At 68.1% G+C, this 21,115-nt stretch carries 22 protein-coding genes and 1 riboswitch; of the genes, 5 read left to right on the forward strand and 17 right to left on the reverse strand.

Annotated elements, in window-relative coordinates; all coding sequences use genetic code 11:
- Positions 1–12 precede the first annotated feature (12 nt).
- The 6 genes from ACIBK2_RS37320 to bioB form a co-directional block, all read right to left on the reverse strand.
- Entirely contained in the window at positions 13–1,155 is a 1,143-nt protein-coding gene (locus ACIBK2_RS37320) for an MAB_1171c family putative transporter (protein ID WP_396974507.1), read from the reverse strand.
- 10 nt (positions 1,156–1,165) lie between these two features.
- Positions 1,166–1,675 carry a hypothetical protein gene (locus ACIBK2_RS37325; RefSeq protein WP_396974509.1) on the reverse strand — a complete coding sequence of 170 codons (510 nt, stop codon included), beginning with the start codon at positions 1,673–1,675 and terminating at the stop codon, positions 1,166–1,168.
- Positions 1,676–1,769: 94 nt separating this feature from the next.
- On the reverse strand, positions 1,770–2,303 hold the full coding sequence (locus ACIBK2_RS37330) for a DUF1353 domain-containing protein (RefSeq protein WP_379289319.1): 534 nt from the start codon (positions 2,301–2,303) through the stop codon (positions 1,770–1,772).
- A gap of 94 nt (positions 2,304–2,397) precedes the next feature.
- The gene (locus tag ACIBK2_RS37335) at positions 2,398–3,042 is read right to left on the reverse strand and encodes a DUF2567 domain-containing protein (protein WP_396974511.1); all 645 of its coding nucleotides are present in this window, start codon (positions 3,040–3,042) and stop codon (positions 2,398–2,400) included.
- A gap of 20 nt (positions 3,043–3,062) precedes the next feature.
- Positions 3,063–3,290, reverse strand: coding sequence for a hypothetical protein (locus tag ACIBK2_RS37340; RefSeq protein WP_357391300.1), 228 nt, complete (start codon positions 3,288–3,290; stop codon positions 3,063–3,065).
- 8 nt (positions 3,291–3,298) lie between these two features.
- Positions 3,299–4,330 (reverse strand): biotin synthase BioB, encoded by a 1,032-nt coding sequence (gene bioB / locus ACIBK2_RS37345; protein WP_396974513.1) that lies wholly within the window; start codon positions 4,328–4,330, stop codon positions 3,299–3,301.
- A 195-nt stretch (positions 4,331–4,525) separates the two neighbouring features.
- Between bioB and ACIBK2_RS37350 the strand changes: the two genes are divergently transcribed.
- Positions 4,526–5,110 carry a TetR/AcrR family transcriptional regulator C-terminal domain-containing protein gene (locus tag ACIBK2_RS37350; protein ID WP_396974515.1) on the forward strand — a complete coding sequence of 195 codons (585 nt, stop codon included), beginning with the start codon at positions 4,526–4,528 and terminating at the stop codon, positions 5,108–5,110.
- Positions 5,111–5,126: 16 nt separating this feature from the next.
- Here the strand turns inward: ACIBK2_RS37350 and ACIBK2_RS37355 are convergent, their stop codons facing one another.
- From ACIBK2_RS37355 to ACIBK2_RS37380, 6 genes are all read right to left on the reverse strand, one after another.
- Positions 5,127–6,329, reverse strand: a complete 1,203-nt coding sequence (locus tag ACIBK2_RS37355) for an MFS transporter (RefSeq protein ID WP_396974517.1) — start codon at positions 6,327–6,329, stop codon at positions 5,127–5,129.
- Between the two features lie 145 nt (positions 6,330–6,474).
- Complete coding sequence (locus tag ACIBK2_RS37360; RefSeq protein ID WP_396974519.1) at positions 6,475–7,824, reverse strand: LLM class flavin-dependent oxidoreductase; 1,350 nt, start codon at positions 7,822–7,824, stop codon at positions 6,475–6,477.
- Complete coding sequence (locus tag ACIBK2_RS37365) at positions 7,821–8,582, reverse strand: ABC transporter ATP-binding protein (RefSeq protein ID WP_396974521.1); 762 nt, start codon at positions 8,580–8,582, stop codon at positions 7,821–7,823. The genes ACIBK2_RS37360 and ACIBK2_RS37365 overlap by 4 nt, the downstream gene beginning before the upstream one ends.
- Positions 8,558–9,418: an ABC transporter permease gene (locus ACIBK2_RS37370; RefSeq protein ID WP_396974523.1), complete on the reverse strand. Its 861-nt coding sequence runs from the start codon at positions 9,416–9,418 to the stop codon at positions 8,558–8,560. The genes ACIBK2_RS37365 and ACIBK2_RS37370 overlap by 25 nt, the downstream gene beginning before the upstream one ends.
- A complete protein-coding gene (locus tag ACIBK2_RS37375; protein WP_396974525.1) occupies positions 9,418–10,512 on the reverse strand; it encodes an ABC transporter substrate-binding protein in 1,095 nt (364 codons plus the stop codon). The genes ACIBK2_RS37370 and ACIBK2_RS37375 overlap by 1 nt, the downstream gene beginning before the upstream one ends.
- A gap of 63 nt (positions 10,513–10,575) precedes the next feature.
- Positions 10,576–11,745, reverse strand: coding sequence for an alpha/beta fold hydrolase (locus ACIBK2_RS37380; RefSeq protein WP_396974527.1), 1,170 nt, complete (start codon positions 11,743–11,745; stop codon positions 10,576–10,578).
- A gap of 114 nt (positions 11,746–11,859) precedes the next feature.
- Positions 11,860–11,917, forward strand: a riboswitch (cobalamin riboswitch).
- Positions 11,918–12,050: 133 nt separating this feature from the next.
- Between ACIBK2_RS37380 and ACIBK2_RS37385 the strand changes: the two genes are divergently transcribed.
- Genes ACIBK2_RS37385 through ACIBK2_RS37395 form a run of 3 tightly spaced genes read left to right on the forward strand, consistent with a single transcriptional unit; the run spans position 12,051 to position 14,953 of the window.
- The gene (locus ACIBK2_RS37385) at positions 12,051–13,082 is read left to right on the forward strand and encodes a FecCD family ABC transporter permease (RefSeq protein ID WP_396974529.1); all 1,032 of its coding nucleotides are present in this window, start codon (positions 12,051–12,053) and stop codon (positions 13,080–13,082) included.
- Positions 13,079–13,879, forward strand: a complete 801-nt coding sequence (locus ACIBK2_RS37390; protein WP_396974531.1) for an ABC transporter ATP-binding protein — start codon at positions 13,079–13,081, stop codon at positions 13,877–13,879. Before ACIBK2_RS37385 ends, ACIBK2_RS37390 begins: the two co-directional genes overlap by 4 nt.
- Positions 13,880–13,927: 48 nt before the next feature.
- The gene (locus ACIBK2_RS37395; RefSeq protein WP_396974533.1) at positions 13,928–14,953 is read left to right on the forward strand and encodes an ABC transporter substrate-binding protein; all 1,026 of its coding nucleotides are present in this window, start codon (positions 13,928–13,930) and stop codon (positions 14,951–14,953) included.
- Between the two features lie 106 nt (positions 14,954–15,059).
- Here the strand turns inward: ACIBK2_RS37395 and bioD are convergent, their stop codons facing one another.
- From bioD to ACIBK2_RS37410, 3 genes are read right to left on the reverse strand one after another with little or no spacing between them, the layout of a single operon-like run.
- Positions 15,060–15,734, reverse strand: coding sequence for a dethiobiotin synthase (bioD, locus tag ACIBK2_RS37400; RefSeq protein WP_396974535.1), 675 nt, complete (start codon positions 15,732–15,734; stop codon positions 15,060–15,062).
- The gene (locus ACIBK2_RS37405) at positions 15,731–16,885 is read right to left on the reverse strand and encodes an 8-amino-7-oxononanoate synthase (protein WP_396974537.1); all 1,155 of its coding nucleotides are present in this window, start codon (positions 16,883–16,885) and stop codon (positions 15,731–15,733) included. Before ACIBK2_RS37405 ends, bioD begins: the two co-directional genes overlap by 4 nt.
- A 54-nt stretch (positions 16,886–16,939) precedes the next feature.
- The gene (locus ACIBK2_RS37410; protein ID WP_396974538.1) at positions 16,940–17,419 is read right to left on the reverse strand and encodes a MarR family winged helix-turn-helix transcriptional regulator; all 480 of its coding nucleotides are present in this window, start codon (positions 17,417–17,419) and stop codon (positions 16,940–16,942) included.
- A 61-nt stretch (positions 17,420–17,480) separates the two neighbouring features.
- Here ACIBK2_RS37410 and ACIBK2_RS37415 point away from each other — a divergent pair, with 61 nt between their 5' ends.
- A complete protein-coding gene (locus ACIBK2_RS37415; protein WP_396974540.1) occupies positions 17,481–17,852 on the forward strand; it encodes a cupin domain-containing protein in 372 nt (123 codons plus the stop codon).
- Positions 17,853–17,867: 15 nt separating this feature from the next.
- Here the strand turns inward: ACIBK2_RS37415 and ACIBK2_RS37420 are convergent, their stop codons facing one another.
- Together ACIBK2_RS37420 and ACIBK2_RS37425 are read right to left on the reverse strand one after the other, a co-directional pair.
- Complete coding sequence (locus ACIBK2_RS37420) at positions 17,868–19,697, reverse strand: ArnT family glycosyltransferase (protein WP_396974542.1); 1,830 nt, start codon at positions 19,695–19,697, stop codon at positions 17,868–17,870.
- Between the two features lie 31 nt (positions 19,698–19,728).
- Positions 19,729–21,021 (reverse strand): adenosylmethionine--8-amino-7-oxononanoate transaminase, encoded by a 1,293-nt coding sequence (locus ACIBK2_RS37425; RefSeq protein WP_396974543.1) that lies wholly within the window; start codon positions 21,019–21,021, stop codon positions 19,729–19,731.
- Between the last annotated feature and the right edge of the window lie 94 nt (positions 21,022–21,115).

The following is a 21,115-nucleotide window of genomic DNA, read 5'->3' on the forward strand; positions in this document are numbered from 1 at the left end:
ATTCCGCGCGGATCAGCCAGGTTGCGCTGTGCGCTCCGGCAGGTTCGCGAGGGCGCGGGCCCGCTGCCAGTGCGCGGCGAGGGCGGTGAGTTCAGCGGTTTCGGCGCTGACGTCGCCGGCGGAGGAGGGTAGGGCGAGCATTTCGGTCGAGGCCAAGGCGCCCGCGGATCTGGCGGCGCAGGCGTGTGCGAGCTGGATTGCGTAGGTCTCGACGGCGGGCGCGGCACCGGTATGGGAGGCGGTGCCCTCGGCATATCGGGAGAGGATGCGGAGGCAGTCGCGGATCTCTATCACGGTGCGGTGCAGCAGGAATCGGCTGCCGAGATCGGGCACCGAGTCGCGGTAGACGATTTCGGGGCAGACGGCGGTCAGATCAGACCACAACGGCAGCAGTTGTTTTCGACTGCGGGACGCACTATCCAGTCCTAGCCGTTCCACCAACCGCAGCACCATCGGGATGGTCATACTGACCGCGAAGAACGCGGTCCGATACATCAGGATCTCGCGGTCGGCGAAGGTCAGCAGCGCGGTGAAAACATTGTGCTCACCGTGGATCAGGAACACCGCCGCAACCGGCGCCGCGCCGAAGCCGATCAGGTGCATCAGCGGAACCAGCGCGAGCGCCAAGTACACCAGCGTCTCGCGGCGATCGAACCGCTTCCGCAATTCGGTGACACCCAGCCGGACGATCAGGTAGTCGAGCCAGGCCATCACCGGTAACAGTGACATCCAGAAACCCATTGCCGCCCAGCCGGTTTCGTCCTCGATCGGTACTCCGTGGTTACGTGCCCCGGTGCCGAAGATCAGCGCGACCAACGCGGTGGCAACGGCGATACTGTGGACGACAACGGGTCGATACATCCGCCCGGCGGCGGCGCCGATCGTCAAGATGTTGAACCCCACCGCCGTACCCATGAGAACCGTCCCGTACTGAAACAGCTCGGCGCCGGTGACGTGTCCCGCCGACAGCTCGACCAGCCACCGCTGCAACGTCGGTTCACGCATGGTCGACGCGGCGGCCAGCACTATGAGCGCCAAGTTCACCCGCCGGTTCAACAGCGATGTGTGAAAGCCGGTGAACCGCACCACGACCAGGATCCAGGTATAGAGAACCAGCGGCAGCGACAGCGCGGTCGGCCAAGACGAAGTCACCATCGGTCAGAATTCAATCCAGGAACATGAGCCGGCGGAACGGCGAACCCGCGGAGTCCGTCCGGGATTCGGACATGACCAGCGAGGCGAACAGTTCGGCCTGCCGTTCGGCGAGGTCGTCGTAGTCGCTGCGGTGCAGCACCCGCAGCACGCTGTCCGGATCCATGCTGGGGAACAGGATTTCGACGACCGACCGGGAGGCTCCGTCCTCGGCGCCACCGGCGTGGTCGAGCAGCAGATGCCCGATCTCGTGCAGCACAATGTGATCGGCGTGATAGCCGGAACTGTCGGCGTCGTAGGCGATCACGATGTCGGTGGCGCGTTCGAGCACCAAACCACACGGCAGCCCCTCAGCCGTGCCGGTCGGCAGCGGCACGAGCCGAATCTCCTTGCCCAGCAACGCCGCAACTTGTTCCAGGAAGGCCGCGAGATCCCACGGCTGCGGCACGCGCAGTGTCGATATCAGTCGGCGCACCTGCACGACCAGCTTGTCGCGGTTGCGGCGGCCCTTCACCGTCGACACCGCAATGCAGGCAGCGAGATCCGCGCAGCATGGAACCGACGAACTACGTCTGGATACCGCGTGAACACGCCAGAAACGCTACCTCGAGACCAGCTCAGGCGGTTTTCATTTGGGGTTGCGGCGGCGGGGTGGCAGTGTCGGTGAACAGCCGGTTGATCCCCCAGAAGACCAGTTCTATCAACCAGAACAGCACCAGGAAGACCTGCACGACAACCGCCGGGATCGCCAGGAACACCACGGATGGCACAGCGATCAGGATCCAGGTGGCCACGTCGCCGAAGCTCGCGCCGGTCAGGCCGCTGGCCAATCGCACTGCCGCCCACATCATCCAGCGCCGCGGCACCGCGACGCCGAGTTCGCGCAGACAGCGCCGGAAGATCCCGTCGGCGTCCGCGATGCTCACCGCGTGCGTGCTGCGCAGGTAGTCGTGCAGGATGGCGGCGCGGGTGTAGGCACCGTAGCGGGGCACGAGCCAGACCAGCGCCCGAGGCACCGAGGCGAAGTCGGTGCGGAACCCGGCGGGTATCACGAATTCCTCGGAAGCACCTTGATAGACGAGCGGATCGACCACTCGCCAGAACATCGCGTCGAGTTCCTCGACGATGGGCCCGCTACCGACGAACGCCACGACTCGTTCCTCTCTGAACGCACAGCGTGTCCCACAATTCTAGGCTTTTTTGGTACGCATGTGCCGTCCCGCGGGCAACGGTTCGGACAACGCCTCAGCGGTGGGGACGAGTCTCCGGCATCGAACCGGAACCGGCCTCCCTGGCCGGTTCGTAACTACCGTAAGGGAGTGGGCCGCTGCCCGCTGGGTACGCCGCACCGTACGGTCCGAACGGGCCTGCCGGATCATAGGATCCGGCCTCGACGGCAGCGCCCGTGCCCAGATCCTCGGACGAATTCAACGCGGCGAAGAACAGTACGAGCAGCGACGCGAGCAGCGGCTGCACGACCAGCGCGACCCAGGGGCCGACCTCCGTCGGCAGCTCGACGATCTGCCCGACCGGCGGATCGTGCGGCCGCGGGTGGTACCACTCGGCGACCTGCTCGCCGAGTCGCGCCATCACCAGCGCGCCGATCAGCGAGCCGACCAGCAACCCGATCTGCAGCAGCGGCCCGCGCACGCCGCGCCACCGCCACGCCGCGACCGCGCTCAGCACGCCGACCACCGCGGCGAAACACACGAACATCGCCACCGCGTCGAACTGGTGCCCGCTCTCCCCGGTCAACACCGCGCCTCGGCCCGGCTCGACCACGAACAGCTGCTCGGTCGGCGCGAGCAGACCCCACCCGGCACCGGCCAAGGCACTCACCACGATGACAGCCACCGCGATCACCACCGCGGCGCGCACCTCGCGCCGCATGCCACTCCGCGACGCCTGCACTAGCGCAGTTCCAGACTGGCCGCGTCGATCACGCCGTGCCTGGAACACTTGGCCCACCAGCCGTCGGGGCTCACCTGCACGATCATCCGGCGACCGCAGTGCTCGCAGAAGCGCGGCGGCTCCAAGCCGAGCGCGGCGGCCGCGGGCACGGCGTCATCGAGGCCGGGCACGATCCGTTTGCCGGTGAACGGGTTGTAGCGCTCGTCCATGCCCATGACATTACTCATGGGTCTCCCTAAAGGGTTTCGTTGAGCGCCTTGATCGGCATCTTCAATTCGCCGAGCAGATCGAGATCCGCCTCGGCGGGCCGACCGAGGGTGGTCAGGTAGTTGCCGACGATGACGGCGTTGATGCCGCCGAGGATGCCCTGCTTGGCGCCGAGGTCGCCGAGGGTGATCTCGCGACCGCCGGCGAAGCGAAGGATGGTGCGCGGCAACGCGAGTCGGAACGCGGCGACGGCGCGCAGCGCGTCGGCGGCGGGCAGCACCTCGAGGTCGCCGAAGGGGGTGCCTGGACGCGGGTTGAGGAAGTTCAGCGGCACCTCGTCGGGCTCGAGCTCGGCCAGGTTGGCCGCGAATTCCGCACGCTGCTCCAGGGTTTCGCCCATGCCGAGGATGCCACCGCAGCAGACCTCCATGCCCGCCTCGCGGACCATCCGCAAGGTGTCCCAGCGCTCTTCCCAGGTGTGCGTGGTGACCACGTTCGGGAAGTGCGAGCGCGAGGTCTCCAGATTGTGGTTGTAGCGGTGCACGCCCATCGCGGCGAGCTGATCGACCTGGTCCTGGGTGAGCATGCCGAGCGAGCATGCGACCTGGATGTCGACCTCGTTGCGAATGGCCTCGACGCCGGCCGCGACCTGCGCCATCAGCCGCTCGTCCGGGCCGCGCACCGCGGCGACGATGCAGAACTCGGTGGCACCGGTCTTCGCGGTCTGCTTGGCGGCCTCGACGAGGCTGGGGATGTCGAGCCAGGCCGCGCGCACCGGCGACTGGAACAGGCCGGACTGCGAGCAGAAGTGGCAGTCCTCGGGGCAGCCGCCGGTCTTGAGGCTGATGATGCCCTCGACCTCGACCTCGGGGCCGCACCACTTCATTCGCACGTCGTGCGCCAGGGCCAGCAGTTCTTCCAGGTGGTCGTCGCCGAGGCGGAGCACCTCGAGGGTCTGCTCCTGGGTCAGTCCTTCGCCGCGCTCGAGCACTTGCTCGCGGGCGATCTCGAGAATCCCGGCGGTGGCGGGTGAATAAGTGTCGACGGAAGCCTGGGTCACTGCACGAATCCCTTCGGTCGGCCGAGGTGGCCGGGCAACTTGAACGGTGTTCAGGCTAGGGTAGACGAGACAGTGAGTCAAAACACTGCGAGCCGGGTACGCCACCGCAAAGGGGGCTCGTCGGGCCGCCGACGGTAACCTGCGTAACCACGACGGCGGCCGCGAGTGCCGCCATCGGACAGGGAAGGAATTCGGGTGCAACTGCACAGAGCGGACGTGGTCGACGGTGCCGTCGCGATCCTCGACCAGTACGGCCTCGCCGACCTGACCATGCGCAGGCTGGCCGGCTCGCTCCAGGTGCAGCCCGGCGCGCTGTACTGGCACTTCCCCAACAAGCAGGCGCTGCTCGGCGCGGTCGCGGACAAGATCCTGCTGCCGATGGACGACCCGATCGTCGCCACTGAATGGTCCGGTCAGGTCAGCGAATTGGCGCACCGGCTGCGCGACTGCCTGCTCGCCTACCGCGACGGCGCCGAATTGGTCTCGGCCACTTACGCATCCAGGCTCACCACCAGCAAGGGCCGGGAACGCATGGCCAGCGCGGCCATTCGGGCGGGCATGCCACGCCCCGAAGCCGAACTCACCTCGTTCACGCTGCTGTACTACGTCCTCGGCCAGACCGTCGACGAACAGTCCAGGATGCAAATGGATTCCGCGGGCGCCCTCCCCGACGACGAAACCTCCCTCGACGAAACCCCCGACCCCACCGCCCGTTTCGACTTCGGCCTGCAACTGTTCATCGCAGGCGTCCGCCACCTCCTCGGCACCAAGGTCCGCTGAGCGGTCCTCCCACCACTTACCCCCTTCCCCCACCACCTCCCGCTCCCGGGAACCAGCGGTGGGTGGCGACCGCGCCGACGGCAGCTGCGGCGGCTAGGGCGAGCGCCGAAACGCTCAGCAGGGCAACGGCACTGATCGCACCGGCGAGGATGGGGCCCGCGAACATGCCGATGTCGTGGGTCAATCGCCAGGCGCCCAGGAATTCGGCCCGGCGGCCGTCCGGTGCCGCGTCGGCGCCGACGGTCATGATCACGCCGTTGCTGACGCCGTTGGCGAGGCCGAGTACGACGGCGACCGCGCCCATGCCGAGCATCGAGGAGGTGAGTGGCAGTGTGCCGAATCCGATGGCGAACAACACCATTGCCGGGACGCCGGTGGCGCGACTGCCGCGCCGGTCGAGCCACAGGCCCGCCGGGTAGGACATCAGTACGTCCACCGCGCCCGCGATGCCGAACACCACGCTGGTTGCCGACGCACTCAGCCCGATGTGCGCCGCCCACAGCGGAAGCACCGCGATCCTGGCCGCACGCACGGCGCCCATGAGCAGCGCCGCCGATCCCAAAGTGCCGAGCACTCCGATGTTTTCGACGACTACCGAACGCAACGTGTGTCCGCCCACGTCCGGATCGGCGCCCTCGGGCGACGGTATCGCGACCATCGCCAGGCCGGACAGCACCGTGGTGCCGAGCTGCAACCACAACGCACCGCTCGGCCCCATGGCGTGCACCAGCGCGGCACCGAGGAACGGGCCGCAGTAGTACCCGAGCCGATTGGCTCCCGCCAGCGTCGACATCGCCCGGCCCCGCTCCGCGGCGGGCACGACCGCCACGATGTAGGACTGGCGGGCCAGCCCCCACACCGCACCGGCCGCGCCGTTGAGCAGCATCCCCGCCGCGAGCACGCCGACATTCGGCGCGACGATCGCACAGAGCACACCGAGCACGCCGAGCACGGAGCCGACGGCGATCGCAGCCCGCTCGCCGATCCGCGCCACGATTCGCCCGGCGGGCAGATCAGCCAGCACCATGCCGAGCCCACTCAACGACACCAGCACCCCGGCCAGTCCGATCGATGCCCCGAGATCCAACGCACGCAGCGCGTACATCGGCGACGCGGCACCGACTCCGATGCCGTACAACGCCATCGGGACGAACACCGTCCAGGTGAGCGAACGTAGCCGAACAGGCTCGGCAGTGGCGGTATCGACCGGTGCGCTCACCGCGCCGACGCCGCGGCGGAACCTACGAATGACGCGGCGAGACTGTGTGACTCAGCGTCAGCAGGCCGAATTGCGGTGCGACACAATCCACCTGCTCGGTATTCCGTGCCGCGGACGGGCCGGGTTCGTAGACAGTCCGCCTCGCTCACTGAGCCAAGGCCGGGTGGCGAGCGGACCGGCCCGCCGGGCGTGGCAGGCCGAAGTGGTCACGCAGCGTCGTGCCGGTGTACTCGGTGCGGAACAGGCCGCGCTCCTGCAGGATCGGCACGACGGTCTCGGCGAACACCTCCAGTCCGCCCGGGTAGTACGGCGGCATCACATTGAATCCGTCTGCCGCACCGTTGCGGAACCACTCCTCGATCGTGTCGGCGACCTGCTCGGGCGTGCCCGCGAACACCCGGTGCCCACGCGCACCGGCCAGCTTGTGCAGCAACCCACGCACGGTCGGCCGTTCGCGCTGCACGATGCCCGCGACGACCTGCAGTCGGCTGCGGCCGTTGTCGGTGACGTCACCCGCGTCGTCGAACAGATCCACCGGGACCGCCTCGTCGAGCGGAAGGTGCCGCAGGCTCTTGCCGACGATGTTCTCCAGTTGTGTCAGACCGTATTCCGGCACGGTGAGCTCGTTGAACTCGCGTTCCAGCCGCTTGGCCGCCGCCTCGGTGTCGCCGATGAACGGGCTGATCCCGGGCAGGATCTTGACGTGGTCGGGGTTGCGGCCGAAACCTTGTGCCTGCGCTTTGATGTCGGCGTAGAACTTCTGCGCGTCCTCGAGTCGCTGATGCGCGGTGAAGATCGCCTCGGCGTATTTGCCGGCGAACGAACGACCTTCGTTGGACGCGCCCGCCTGCACCAGCACCGGATAGCCCTGCGGTGTCCGCGGCGCGTTGAAAGGCCCACGCACCCTGAGGTGTTCGCCGACGAAGTCGATCGGGTGGATCTTGTCCGGGTCGGCGTACACCCCGCCCGCCTGGTCCAGCAGGATGGCGTCGTCCTCCCAGCTGTCCCACAGCGCGACCACGGCGTCCACGAATTCCCGTGCCCGCGCGTAACGTTCGGCGTGGTCGGGGTGCTTGTCGAGGCCGAAGTTGGCGGCGGCCAGGTCGGTTCCGGTGGTGACGATGTTCCAGCCTGCCCGGCCGCGGGAGATGTGGTCCAGCGTGGAGAACAGCCGCGCCAGGTTGTAGGGCTCGTAGTAGGTGGTCGAGGCGGTGGCGATCAGCCCGAGATGCGTTGTCGCCGTGGCGATGGCGGTGAGCAGGGTGATCGGCTCCAGGCCGGAGCCCGCATTGTGCTTGACGTTGGTGCGCAGCGCGGGCCCGTCGGCGAAGAACACCGCGTCGAGTTTCGCGGCCTCGGCGGTGCGGCCGATCTCCTGGTAGTAGTCGACGTCATAGATCCGACCGGGCTGGCTGTCGGGATGCCGCCAGGCGGCCTCGTGGTGACCGGACGGGTAGATGAACGCGTTGAGGCTGAGCTGACGCGGAGTACTCATGAGGCTTGCTTCTCTTCTTCGTGGTGGCTCGGCAGGTCGGTGCTACCGACGCCGAGACTGGCGAGCAGTAGCGACCGGTGGCGGATGAAGGCCGGATCGCTGTGCGTGCGTGGACGTTCCAGGTCGATGCGCTGGTCGACGGAAATGCGGCCCTCGTCGAGCACAAGGACGCGGTCGGCGAGCAGCAGCGCCTCGTCGACGTCATGGGTGACCAACAGGACGGCAGGCCGGTGCTTTGCGCACAGGTCCTGCAACAGCGCGTGCATCTTGATCCGGGTGAGCGCGTCCAGCGCGCCGAACGGTTCGTCGGCCAGCAGCAGTTCCGGCTCCCGCACCAGCGAACGAGCCAGCGCGACGCGTTGCTGTTCGCCGCCGGAAAGCTGTCTGGGCCAGGCCTTTTCGCGACCGGCCAAGCCGACCTCGGCGAGGGCGGCGCGGCCACGCTCGGCGGCACCGTGTCCGCTCAAGCCGAGAGTCACGTTGTCGAGCACGCGAATCCAGGGCAGCAGCCGCGAATCCTGGAACACCACGGCACGTTCGGTGGGCACGGTCAGTTCGCCCGAGCCGGGCACGTCGTAGTCCAGTTCCGCGAGTGCGCGCAGCAGCGTGCTCTTGCCCGAACCGCTACGCCCGAGCAGGGCGACGAATTCCCCGCGCGCGATATCGAGATCGACGTCGCGCAAGACGACCCGTTCGCCGAACCCGCGCCGCAGTTCGCGCGTGCGGACGACGCTCAGTCCCCCAATGTCTGTCGCCATGACAGCGCCTTCCTTTCCACCGCGCGCACGGCGAGATCGCCGAAAAGTCCGAGCAGGCCGTAGATCACGAGCCCGACCACGATCACGTCGATCTGCCCGTAGGTGCGGGCCTGGGTCATCAGGTAGCCGATGCCGCTGGTGGCATTGACCTGTTCCACCACGACCAAGGCCAGCCAGGCGATGGTGACCGCGAGCCGAAGCCCGGTGAAGAAACCGGGCAGCGAGCCCGGCAGCGCGATCCGGCGGATGAAGCCCCAGCGCGAAAGACCCACCGTCTGTGCGAGTTCCACGTATCTGGAGTCGACGCTGCGCAGATAGGCGTGGGTGTTCAGGTAGATCGGGATCGCCACGCTGGTCGTGATGACGACCAGCTTCATCTCCTCGCCGATGCCGAACCACACGATGAACAGCGGGATCAACGCGAGCGTCGGAATCGCGCGCTTGATCTGAATCGGCCCGTCCACCAGCGCTTCACCGATCCGGCTCAGACCCGCGACCAGCGCGAGCACCAGCCCGATGAGGACACCGATGACCAGCCCGATACCGGCGCGCTGCACCGAGGTGAGCAGATTGGATTGCAGCCTGCCGTCCGAGATCAGGTCACCGGCGGTCGCGGCGACCGTCCACGGGGCGGGCAACGTCTCCGAATCCAGTGTGCCGGAGGCGGATCCGAGCACCCACGCGAGGATCAGCAGCGTCGGCCCGATGGCGGCGCCGAACGGAATCGGGCGTCCCGGTCCGAGTCGTGGCCGGGTGGGCTTGCGCTTGGCCAGTTCCCGCGCCGGTGCGGCAGTGCGTCCGAGCCGGTGCCATACCCCGGCGTCCACCGTGGCCATCAACGGGCCTTCGATGCGAACGCGGCACCGCTCGCGGTGACCGCCTCGGTGATCGCGGCGTCGTAGCGCAGGTCGAAGCCCTTGGCCGCCTGCACCTTCTTCGGCAGCTCACCGGCCTTGTCGATGGCGTCGATGGTGGCCTGCTGCCGGTCGATGAGCTGCTGATCCAGGTGCGGGAAGGTGAAGGTGCCGAGCGCTTCGACAATGCGCTTGGCGTCCTCGGCGCTGACCTTCTGGTTGTCCACGTAGTACTTGCGCGCCCACTCCTCCTGATGGGTATTCACCCACTGGTTGGCCCGCACGAACGCGGCGACCAGGGCGCGGGTCGCGGCAGCCTTGGCCGGATCCTGGGTCACCGCGCGCCGGGCGTACAGGTAGCCGAGGCCGCCGTAGATGCCTTCGGTCTGCGAGTCCGGGATCACCGAGGCACCCGGAGTACGCAGCAGCCGGGTGACATTCGGCTCGATCAGCGGGGCGACATCGACCTGCGCGGTGCGCACGGCGTCGAGGAACTCGGCCAGCTGCAGCCGGATCAGTTGCACGTCACCGGGTTTCAGCCCGGCCTTGTCCAGCGCGCGCAGCACCGCCGCCTGCTGGGCGGTGCCCTCGGCGTAGGCGATCTTCTTGCCCTTCAGATCGGCCAGCGTGGTCACCGATTTGCCCGGCGCCACCGCGAGTTTCAGGGCGGTGGTGCTGGTTTGATAGGCGGCCACGATCGGCACGTCCTGCCCGGCGATCAGCGCGTGGATCGGCGGCACATCGCCGACCTGCGCGACGTCGGCGGCTTCGGCGCGGAAGGCTTCGAGGATGGCCGGGCCGCCGGTGAAGTTGGCGAACTCGACCTTGAACGGCAGCTTGTCCAACTCGCCGGAGATCCGGAGCCCCTGCTGTAACCGCTCGGACTGGTCGGCGACAACGAGTTTGGTTCCAGCTGGAACTTCAACGGGCAGTGGCGTGTCCGCGGCGACGGGACCGACCGGCTTGTCGTTGTTCGCGCAGCCGGTGAGTCCGAGGGTCGCAACGGTTGCCACGGCGAGCAATGCGGCGGTGGTGCGGCCTTGGCGGCCGAACAAAAACGTGCGTGGTCGGTACATACACGGATTCAAACAAGACAAAACCGGCCCGAACACCGTTTGTCTCAGGCTGGTTCGAACTGCTCAGCGCGGCGCCGCCGCGAGCGGAGCGTCCCGGACCTCCGTCTGGAAGCGCTGGATGAACGGCACGATCTGCTGGTCGATGAACGTGTTGTATTCGGTCGGCCGCTGCATCGGGTTGGCGTGCCCGGTGTTTCGCGCGAGCACCACCGACAGCGTGCCATCCACGCCGCCGGACTGCTCGATCAGCACCCGGTGCGAGTACTCGACATCGACCACCTGGTCCGCGTCCGGATCGCGCGGGCGGATGAAAACGATGGCGGGACGCGGCTTTCCGTCCGCGGGCTCGGCCAGCGCCCGCAAATCACCCGTCGCGCCGCCGGCCACGATCGCGGTGAACTGTGCCTCGATCAGACCGTTGCTCGCCGCGTTGCGCGAGAAGATCTTCTCCCGCAACACCTCGTGCAGTACCTCACCGAGCTTGCCGAAACGGATCCCGGGCGGCACGCCACGGCCGCCGTCGTACACGAAACGGTCTCGGCGCGCGTAGGTTTCCACCGTGAGCCGCAACAGCCTGCTCTCCCGCGCACCGGGCAGCCAGCGCATCCAACGCACCATGTCCTCGCCCGCGCCGCGGCTCTCCGGGCGGACCGCGTTCAGATCCACCGGGGTGCAGTCCAGGATCACGCCCACCAGGCGGCGGTCACTGTCGAGATGGACGTGTTTGGCGACCTCCAGCGCGATCACACCGCCCATCGAGTGCCCGACCAGCACGATGTTCTTCAGCCCGGACAGCTCGGCGGCGCGCACGATCAGGTCGGCGATCACCTTGGTGTCGATACCTTCGTTGTCGTAGCGGATGGCCCACACCACGCCCATGCCGCGCAGCGAGGGCAGGGCGGCGGCGGTCGCGCTGGCGTCCAGGCCGCCGAGGCCGACCATGTCCACCACGACGGTGTCCCAGTTCTTGGGATCGGTGGGCGGGGCGACGGGCAGGATCGCGGGCTCGGTGCGGGCGAGGCGGGCTTGTTCGGGTTCGACATCGAAGGTCAGGTACTGGGCGAAGACGACCAGTACGGCGGCGAGCAGTACAAGCACTCGCAGGACTGCCGACCTGGTCCGGCGCAACGTCTTCCACTCGTGCCACAGGTTGGTGTCCCGTAGCCGGGCTTTGCGTCGCGCGTCGTCCCAGTCCGAAACAGTGGACGGGTGCCGGTCATCGAACGGCGACATCTATCCCACCGTACGTAAGGGTGTGGACGGCTGCCATTCCACTCGCGACCCGGCGGCGAGTGTTAACCCGACCGACCGGTAGAGTTCTGCCGTCATCCCTGGCAGGTGCGAGAATCCGGTGCAATCCCGGAACGGTCGCGCCACTGTGATCGCCACCACGGCGAAAGTCAGACCTCCCCTGCCGGACAACTCTGGAGAGGCCGCGACTTGCCTGTGGAGCACTACCGCCGCGCGCGCGTAGCGAGCGAATCATGTGCCGGCGCGCCTCGGCGCGTGCTGGAACCGAGCGCCAGCGAGGGGCCGGCATGAGCCGTGTTCGTGCGGCGCTCATCTTCCCCGTTCTCGGGGCGCTGCTGATCTGCGCGATGATTCTCGCGACCGGGTTCGGCGCGGAAACGTTGCCGGTCTCTTCGGTGTTGGAGGTGCTGCGGCACCGCGTCACCGGGCAAACGCCTACCGATTTCGGCCTGGACACCATCGTCTGGCAGTTGCGGGTGCCGCGCACAGTGCTCGCCGCGATCGTCGGGGCGGGGCTGGCGTTGGCCGGGGCGGCTATGCAGACACTGGTGCGTAATCCGCTCGCCGATCCGTATCTGCTCGGGGTGTCCTCGGGTGCGGGTGTCGGTGCGGCGGCGGTCATCACCTCGGGGCTGTTCGCCGGTGCCGGGGTGTGGGCGTTGTCCGGCGGGGCGTTGGCCGGGGCGTTCGTCGCGGCGGGACTGGTGTTCTTGATCGCGGTCGCGCAGGGCGGGCTGACGCCGTTGCGGTTGGTGCTCACCGGCACCGTGCTCGGTTCCGCGTTCGCCGCGTTGAGCAGTTATCTCATCTTTCGCCGACCGGATCCCGGTGCGGCCCAATCGGTGTTGTTCTGGCTGCTCGGCAGTCTCGCGGGAGCCGACTGGACGCGAATCGCGTTGCCGCTGAGCGTGGTCGCGCTCGCCGGTCTCGCGTTGCTCCTCGCGAGCGGCTGGCTGGATGCGCTGACCGTCGGCGCCGACACCGCCGCTTCCCTCGGCGTTCCCGTCAAGGAACTGCGCATCGCCCTTTTTCTGTTGCTCGCGGTGCTGGTCGGGGTGCTCGTCGCGGTGTCGGGTGGGATCGGCTTCGTCGGTTTGGTTGTCCCGCATGCCGCCCGCCTCCTGGTGGGCCCGCGCCACCGCAGCCTGCTGCCCGCCTGCGCCCTCTGCGGTGCCCTGTTTCTGGTCGTCGCCGACGCCGCCACCCGAATTCTGGTCCGGCCCACCGAAATCCCCGTCGGCGTGCTGACCGGCCTGATCGGCGCCCCCGCGTTCCTGATCCTGATGGGACGACGGCGCTATCGGTTCGGTGAATCATGAACGGACACAAGCCTGAAACCGCCAGCGGTGCTGGGGCATTGGAGGTGCACGGGCTCGCCTGTGCCGCTGGGCGGAAGACCGTGGTCGCCGACGTGACCTTCGCGATCCAGGCCGGGGAGACGGTCGGGATCGTCGGACCGAACGGCACGGGTAAGTCGACGTTGCTGCAGACGCTGGCCGGGGTGCGGCGGCCGGTGCGCGGGCAGGTGATGGTGGACGGCCAAGTGCTGCACGACCTGTCGGCGCGACGGCGGGCGCGCACCGTGGCCATGGTGGCGCAGGACGAGCGTCCGCCCGACGACCTGCGCGCGGGCGAGGTGGTGGCACTGGGGCTCACGCCGTACCTGCCGCCGTGGGGTGCTGGTTCACCGCACGAACAGCACGCCGTCCAGGACGCGTTGGCCACGGTGGACCTCGCCGGATTCGCCGACCGCCCGGTCCATCGCCTCTCCGGCGGCGAACGCCAACGCGTGCTGCTTGCCCGCGCCCTGGTGCAGAACACCCCGGTGCTGCTGCTCGACGAGCCGACCAACCACCTGGACATCACCCACCGCCTCGAACTCCTCACCCTGGCACGCACCCTGAACCGCACCGTCGTCATGGCACTGCACGACCTTGCCCTGGCCGACCGCTACTGCGACCGAATCCTGGTGCTACACAACGGCACCGCCCACCCCCTCGCCCCACCCGCCACCGCCCTCGCCCCCGAGGTGGTCGACGAGGTCTTCGGCGTCCGCGCCCTCCGCGTCCCACACCCCGAAACCGGCGACCCACACCTGCTGATCACTCCCCGATGACCTCGGTCGCGGACCACTGAACTGTTGATTACCCAGAGAGGCGAATGGATGAAGCACACTTTGCGAGTGTTGGTCGCGGTTGCGCTGGCCGCGGCGGTGGCCGGGTGTAGCGCGCAGCAGACGACTGCCGGGGATCTCACGATCCGCAATTGCGATGTGGACGTACGGTTTCCGGCTCCGGCGAAGCGGTTGTTCGTCAATGACGGGAACCTGATCTCGATGGCGCTGGCGCTCGGGGCGCAGGACCAGGTGGCCGCCGTGTCGAGCGTGCAGCGGGACGCGGACACGTTGCGCAGGCACTACGGGCCTGTGGTCGATCAGTTGAAGTCCGTTGCGCCGGAATATCCTTCGCGGGAGACCGTGCTGGCGCAGGGGCCGGACGTGATGGTCGCGGGGTGGAGCTACGGGTACGACGAGGCCAAGAACCTGACGCCGGATTCGTTGAGCAAGGCGGGAATTGCGGCCTACACGCTCACCGAGAGCTGCCGCCAGCACAATGGCGAACGCCCGCGCGGCATCGTCGAACCGTGGACCGCGCTGCGCACCGATCTCACCAACCTCGGCGCCATCACCGGACGTACCGACCGCGCCACCGAGGTCACCGCCGACCTCGACCAGCGGCTCGCGGCGCTGACCAGCGCACCGCAGGCCGAGCGCAAGCCGACCATCTTCCTGTTCGACAGCGCCACCGACTCCCTGATGTCCAGCGGCAGTTTCGGTGCGCCGCAAGCGATCCTGGACGCCGCGGGCGGCCGCAACGCGCTCAGCGACGTGCCGGACACCTGGACCAGGGTGTCCTGGGAGCGCCTCGCCGCCGCCGACCCCGACGCCATTATGTTCGTCGACTACCCGCCGCAAACCTTCGCCCAGAAGGTCGACGCGCTGCGTGCCAAGCCCGGCATCAACCAGCTCCGCGCCGTCACCGAGGGCCGCTTCCTCAACCTCCCCTACGCCATGTGGACCAGCGGCCCCCTCAACATCGACGCCGCCGAACAAATCCGCAAACAACTCGAACGCTGGAACCTCGTCCCCGCCTCCCCCATCCAGCCCCGCGCCGACGACACCATCCGCTGACCCCACGCACCAGTTCGCCTCCCGCGCGCTAGTTCGCCAGCCGCGCACGAATTTGCTGGCAGATTCGTGCGCGGTGCGCGAAACCGCGCGCGGGATGCGGGGTGGGTCAGCCGAATGGGGACCAGGTCGGGGTGAACCAGGTGGGGGCTGCGGCGGTGAAGTGGTCGCGGGGCCAGGAGCCGGTGCCTGCGGGGATGGTGCCTACGAGGTCGATGCCGGTTACGCGGGGTAGGTCGACGCGGTTGGATTCGGCGGCGAGGTCGGGGGTAGTGGGCCATGAGCCGATTACCAGGCCTGCGCATCGGACGCCCGCTGATTGCAGTGTGCGGGTGGTCAGTTCGGTGTGGTTGAGGGTGCCGAGGCCGGCGGCGGTGACCAAAAGGACGGGGGCGTCGAGTTTTTGGGCGAGGTCGAGGAGGGTGAAATCGCCGAGCCGGACCAGGAGGCCGCCCGCACCCTCCACCAGGGTGAGGTCGGCGTCGCTGAGTGCGTCTATCCCGGCAACGGTTTCGGCCAACGTCAGCTCGGGCAACCCCGCGCGGCGGGCGGCGGTGTCGGGTGCCAGCGGGTCCGGGTAGCGCGCGAGTTCGAGGGTTCGGGTGGCACCGCTGAGGCGCTCGATCTCCGCGAGATCACCGGGTTCGCCTGGGGCAACACCGGTTTGACCCGGTTTGCACACCGCCACCGACTTACCTTCGGCCAACGCCATCGCGGCAACGGCCGCGGTAACCACGGTCTTGCCGACATCCGTGGAAGTTCCGGTGATCAACAGCACGCTCATGCGCGCACCACATCCAGCCCACGAGCCTGGACCAGCACCTCGCCGAGAACCGTTGCGATGGTGTCGAGTTCGGTCGGGGTGAGGTTGGCGCGGGCGGTCAGTCGCAGCCGTGAGGTGCCCTCCGGGACCGATGGTGGGCGGAAGCAGCCGACGTCGAGGCCCTGTGCCCGGCACGCCTGCGCGGCGCCGAAGGCGACCTGGGCCTTGCCGAGCACGACCGATACCACCGCCGAATCAGGCGCGGGGACAGCGGCGATCCGCGCGATGTCGGCCGCTCGCTCCAGCACTCGGGCCGCCAGTTCGGGTTCGCGACGCAGTACCCGCAGTGCCGCACGCGCCGCACCGACGGCGGCGGGTGCGAGACCGGTGTCGAAGATGAAGGTACGGGCGGCATCGATCAGGTGGGCGCGCACCCGCTCGCTGGCCAACACCACACCACCTTGCGCGGCAAGGGATTTCGATAACGTCGCGGTGATCACCAGGTCGGGCGCCCCGGCCAGGCCGAGCTCGTGCACCAGCCCGCGCCCACCTTCGCCGCGCACCCCGAGCCCGTGCGCCTCGTCGACGATCAGCACCGCGCCGCGCGCCCGGGTGACCCGGTGCAGTTCAGCGAGCGGCGCGAGATCACCGTCGGCGCTGAACACCGAATCGGTAAGTACCAGCGCCCGCTCCTCGGTCCGCGCGGCAAGCAGGCGGTCGACCGCGTCGACATCACCGTGCGCGGCGACCTCGATCCGGGCCCGCGACAGCCTGCACGCGTCGACGAGCGACGCGTGACTGCCCGCGTCCGAAACAACCAGCGCCCCACGCCCGGCCAGCGCCGTGACCACGCCGAGGTTGGCGGCATACCCCGAGGCGAAGACGAGTCCTGTTTCGGCGCCGACGAATTCGGCGAGTTCGGTCTCCAGCAGTTCGTGTTCGATGGTGGTGCCGGTGACGAGCCGGGACCCGGTCGACCCGGTGCCCCAGCGGCGCACCGCCTCGATCGCCCCGTCGATCACCTCGGGATGACGGACCAGCCCGAGGTAGTCGTTGGACGCGAGGTCGATCGACGGCGACCGCGCCGCCCGGGGACGTAGCTCACGGCGCAGCCCCGCGGCCACCCGCGCGGACGCGCGCTCGTCCAACCAACTCAACGGATCGGTAGTCACAGCTCCGGAGCATACTTGAACGCCGTTCAAGGTGTATAGCCCCGAGCCATCACCTCAGCCCATGAACCAGTTCGGCGTATCGAATCGGAACACCTCGCCCGGCGTCACGGTACGCAGATCCTGTTCGAGTTGGGCCAGCCGGTCCGCACCCAGCTGACCGGCCCACCGATCATGAATCCGGTCGAAGATCCGCGCGGACCGGTTCAGCACGTCGACGGCACGGTCGGTCAACGTATAGACCTTGCGCCGCGCATCGGTCGGATCGTGACCTCGCCGCAGATAACCCAGACGCTCGAGCGCCTCGATGTGCTTGCCCGCGGCCTGTTTCGAGATCCCGAGGGCCCGGCCGAGGTCGGCGGCGGTGCACCCATACGTCCCACCGACCCGGCCGACGGCCTGAAACACGAACCCGTGCATCGGCCGCAAGTCGGCGTGCCCATGCTCGGCCAACTCGGCATGCACCTCGTCGATGACGGCGCGAAACCCGAGCAGCATCCGCAACGGCAGCTCGTAACCACCGGAGTCACTTGACATATTGGACAACCTCGTTGACTATATGGACAACTTCATTGTCTATCTTACGGAGTCGCCGAGCATGACCGTCATCCAACACACCGAAACCCGCCGCACCGAAACCCCCGGCGGCGTCATGACCACCCTCGCCTCCCCGACTCAGGGCGGCAGCTCGCTCGCGCTCTGGCGGGTCGAGGTGCCCGCCGACACGTCGGGACCGGTCCACTTCATCGACACCGAACAGATCTGGACCATCGTCGCGGGCCGCGCGACCATCGACCTGGACGGCGTGAAACTCACTGCCGCCGAGGGCGATACGGTGATCCTGCCCGCCGACGTGCTCCGTCAGGTGAGCACCGGCGAAGGCTTCACCGCCATCGTCACCGCGCAGGCAAGCGCTAAGGCAGGCGTGCCGGGCAATGACACCATGGTCGTGCCGCCCTGGATCGCCTGAACCATGCCCGTCGAACTACCTACGCCCGCAGAAGTAAGCCAGCAAACCGGGTCCGTCGCCGGTATCCGGCAGTTTCTTGCAGTGCTGCGTTATCCAGGTGATCCGATCGTCGTCGGCGGGCGAGATCAGCACCAACCCGACCTGGTCACCTTCGATCATGCGGGCGACCTCGGCGGTGGTCGGGACCGGCGATCGACCGGTGAATCCGCCGATCGACGGGATCTCCGTGCCGGTGGCCAGGATGAACGGTGACGCGAGCACGGAGGTGTACGTCATCAGCGGATAACGCTCGCCCCCAGGCGATTTCCGCAGCTGTTCCATCAACCCCGCGGCCTGATCCACGGACCCGGCCAGGAAACCCTGGGTGACCTGGCGGGCCTGCGCCGACTCGAACGGCGTGTCCAGCGGCCCATAGTCGTCGGCGACCACTGAGGCCGAGGCGACGGCGGGCGCGGCGAGAACCGCGACGAGCAACACCGGCAACACTCGCGCCCCGCGCACGAATACCGCTGCCACACAACAGATCAGCGCCACGCCCACAGTCACCCAGCGCAGCTCGCTCGACGCCGCGCCCAGCAACCACCCGCCGTAGGCAACCGTCGCCACGGCAGCACCGATACCGACCACGCGCACACCGGGGACGTGCACCGATCGCACGAACGCGACCACCCCCATCCCGATCAGCGCCGCGATCGCCGGCGTCAACACCGCGAGGTAGTACGGATTGACCGTGCCGACGATCAGGAACGCGGCCAGATGAATGACGAGCCACCCACCCCACAAGAACACCGCGCCGGTGCCGGGATCGACCCGAGGTCGCCGCAGCGCGAGCACGGAGAGCACGATCAGACCGAGCAAGGCCAACGGCACCAGCCAGCCGATCTCGCGCCCACCGCCACCACCGAAGACATGGTCGAACCGATTCTCGGGCCCGAGCACCAACTCGGCGCGATAACCGGCCTGCGACTTCCCGGTGGAGAAGTTCGCCGCACCGACGGTGAACGAATCATTGGCACGACTCGCGGCGTTGTAGACGAAAACCTGCTCGAACAGCGAATTATCCTGGCTGCCATCGGCATACGGCCGATCCCGGTCCGGCACCAGGCTGACCACCGACATCCACGCCAGCGAAATCGTCAGCGCGACAACACCGAACAGCACGGTCGCGGTAATCCGTTGCCGCAGCCGCTCTCTCGGCGCACAGACCAGCACCGCGATCGCGATGACCGGCACGACGATCCACGCCTGCACCATCTTGGCCTGGAACGCCAGTCCGACGAACACGCCCGCGTACACCATGTTTCGAGTCCGTCCAGACTCGATGGCGGCCGCGGCCTGATCGGCGGCCAGCACCAGCAACAGCACGAGCAACGTATCGGCGACATTGCCGCGATTCAGCGCGACAGTCGCCGGAATCAGCGCCGCGACCACCACCGCCACGATCGCCGCCACCGGACTCGACAGCCTGCGCACGGCGCGATAGAGCACCAGAATCGTCAGCACTCCCTCGACCACCTGCGGCAACAGATACGCCCAGAGGTGCGGCCCGAAGATCCGCACCGACAGCGTCTGTACCCAGAACGCGCCGGGAAGTTTGTCGATGCCGATGGTCGCATCCGGATCGAAGGCGGCGAAGAAGAAGTTGTGCCAGCTCATCGACATCGAACGCACGGCAGCCGCGTAATACAGGTGCGGCGCTTCCGATCCGATGCCCCACCCGTACAGCACCGCGGTCACCGCGGCGACCGCGAGCAGCGCCGGGCGCGCCCACGCGGGCTGCCCCTGCGGTGATCGCCAAAACCGCCACCGGCTCGCAGCCGGACGCACTGACGTATCCGCAGTCACCCCACCAATATCGAGAGACCCGAAGGCAGTGTCAACCGAGTTTCGCCGCGCCGGACTGGGCTTCGACCGCAGCGCGCATCCCGGCGGTGATCGCCGCGACGTCCTCATCAGTGCTGATGAACGGCGGCATGGTGTAGATGAGATTCCGGAACGGCCGCAACCACACCCCCGCGCCGACGGCGGCGTCGGTGGCAACACGCATATCCACCGGACGGTCGAGTTCGATCACGCCGATCGCGCCGAGCACCCGCACCTCGACGACACCGGGCCGCCCGCGCAACGGCGCAAGTCCCGCTTCGAGCCCGGATTCGATCCGCGCCACCTCACCGCGCCAATCTCCACCCGTCAACAGTTCGAGCGAAGCCACCGCGACCGCGCAGGCCAGCGGGTTACCCATGAAGGTCGGCCCGTGCATCAGTCCGCCGTGTCCCGCACTGATCGTCTCGGCGATCAACGCGGTGCACAACGTCGCAGCCAGGGTGAGGTATCCCCCGGTCAATGCCTTGCCGACGCACATGACATCCGGGCTGACGCCCACCTGATCAGCCGCGAAAAACGTTCCGGTACGGCCGAATCCGGTCGCGATCTCATCGAATACGAGCAACACCCCGTGCTTGTCACACAGCTGGCGCAGATCGGTCAGATAGCGCGGATGATGCCAGCGCATCCCACCCGCGCCTTGCACAACAGGTTCCACGATGACCGCCGCCAGCTCGTCGGCATGCGCGCTGATCATCCGTTCCAGCTCCGCCACATACTCGGCGCGATAGTCGGCCGGCGGCATCGGCGCGAAAACCTGATCCACCAGGACGTCGGTCCACAACGAGTGCATGCCACCCGTCGGATCGCACACGCTCATCGGAGTGAACGTGTCCCCGTGATACCCGCCGCGCCAGGTGAGCAGCCGCCGCTTCCCGGGCTGGCCGAGCGCGCGCCAGTACTGCAGGCACATCTTCACCGCGACCTCGACCGACACCGAGCCGGAGTCACACAGGAACACCTTGTCCAAGCCGCCCGGCGTGAGCTCGACCAGCCGCGCGGCCAGCCGCGCGGCCGGTTCGTGGGTGAGCCCGCCGAACATCACGTGGCTCATCCGCTGCGACTGCGCCACCAGCGCGGCGTCCAGCACCGGGTGCCGGTAGCCGTGGATGGCGGCCCACCAGGAGCTCATCCCGTCGATGACCTGGCGGCCGTCGGCCAGCGTCAGCCGCGTACCGGAGGCCTCCGAGACAACCAGCGGTTCGGTCGTCGCGGGGAATCCGCCGTAGGGATGCCAGACGTGCTTGGCATCGATGGCGGCGATCTCGTCAAGGGTCAGTGCCACAGGAATCCTCGCGGTCTAACGACGGCCCGAAGGGGGCGGGCTTGAACGCCGTTCAAGTTACCACTGGAGCTGGGCGCGAGACTCATCCACAGTA

The sequence above is a fragment of the Nocardia sp. NPDC050175 genome (assembly GCF_044459885.1).
Lineage (GTDB): Bacteria > Actinomycetota > Actinomycetes > Mycobacteriales > Mycobacteriaceae > Nocardia.

Excerpts from the sequence above, each read along its gene's own strand:
- ACIBK2_RS37320 (WP_396974507.1), bottom strand. The coding sequence starts at position 1,155 with ATGGTGACTTCGTCTTGGCCGACCGCGCTGTCGCTGCCGCTGGTTCTC.
- ACIBK2_RS37335 (WP_396974511.1), bottom strand. The coding sequence starts at position 3,042 with ATGCGGCGCGAGGTGCGCGCCGCGGTGGTGATCGCGGTGGCTGTCATC.
- ACIBK2_RS37340 (WP_357391300.1), bottom strand. The coding sequence starts at position 3,290 with ATGAGTAATGTCATGGGCATGGACGAGCGCTACAACCCGTTCACCGGC.
- ACIBK2_RS37360 (WP_396974519.1), bottom strand. The coding sequence starts at position 7,824 with ATGAGTACTCCGCGTCAGCTCAGCCTCAACGCGTTCATCTACCCGTCC.
- ACIBK2_RS37365 (WP_396974521.1), bottom strand. The coding sequence starts at position 8,582 with ATGGCGACAGACATTGGGGGACTGAGCGTCGTCCGCACGCGCGAACTG.
- ACIBK2_RS37370 (WP_396974523.1), bottom strand. The coding sequence starts at position 9,418 with ATGGCCACGGTGGACGCCGGGGTATGGCACCGGCTCGGACGCACTGCC.
- ACIBK2_RS37375 (WP_396974525.1), bottom strand. The coding sequence starts at position 10,512 with ATGTACCGACCACGCACGTTTTTGTTCGGCCGCCAAGGCCGCACCACC.
- ACIBK2_RS37380 (WP_396974527.1), bottom strand. The coding sequence starts at position 11,745 with ATGTCGCCGTTCGATGACCGGCACCCGTCCACTGTTTCGGACTGGGAC.
- ACIBK2_RS37385 (WP_396974529.1), top strand. The coding sequence starts at position 12,051 with ATGAGCCGTGTTCGTGCGGCGCTCATCTTCCCCGTTCTCGGGGCGCTG.
- ACIBK2_RS37390 (WP_396974531.1), top strand. The coding sequence starts at position 13,079 with ATGAACGGACACAAGCCTGAAACCGCCAGCGGTGCTGGGGCATTGGAG.
- ACIBK2_RS37395 (WP_396974533.1), top strand. The coding sequence starts at position 13,928 with ATGAAGCACACTTTGCGAGTGTTGGTCGCGGTTGCGCTGGCCGCGGCG.
- bioD (WP_396974535.1), bottom strand. The coding sequence starts at position 15,734 with ATGAGCGTGCTGTTGATCACCGGAACTTCCACGGATGTCGGCAAGACC.
- ACIBK2_RS37410 (WP_396974538.1), bottom strand. The coding sequence starts at position 17,419 with ATGTCAAGTGACTCCGGTGGTTACGAGCTGCCGTTGCGGATGCTGCTC.
- ACIBK2_RS37415 (WP_396974540.1), top strand. The coding sequence starts at position 17,481 with ATGACCGTCATCCAACACACCGAAACCCGCCGCACCGAAACCCCCGGC.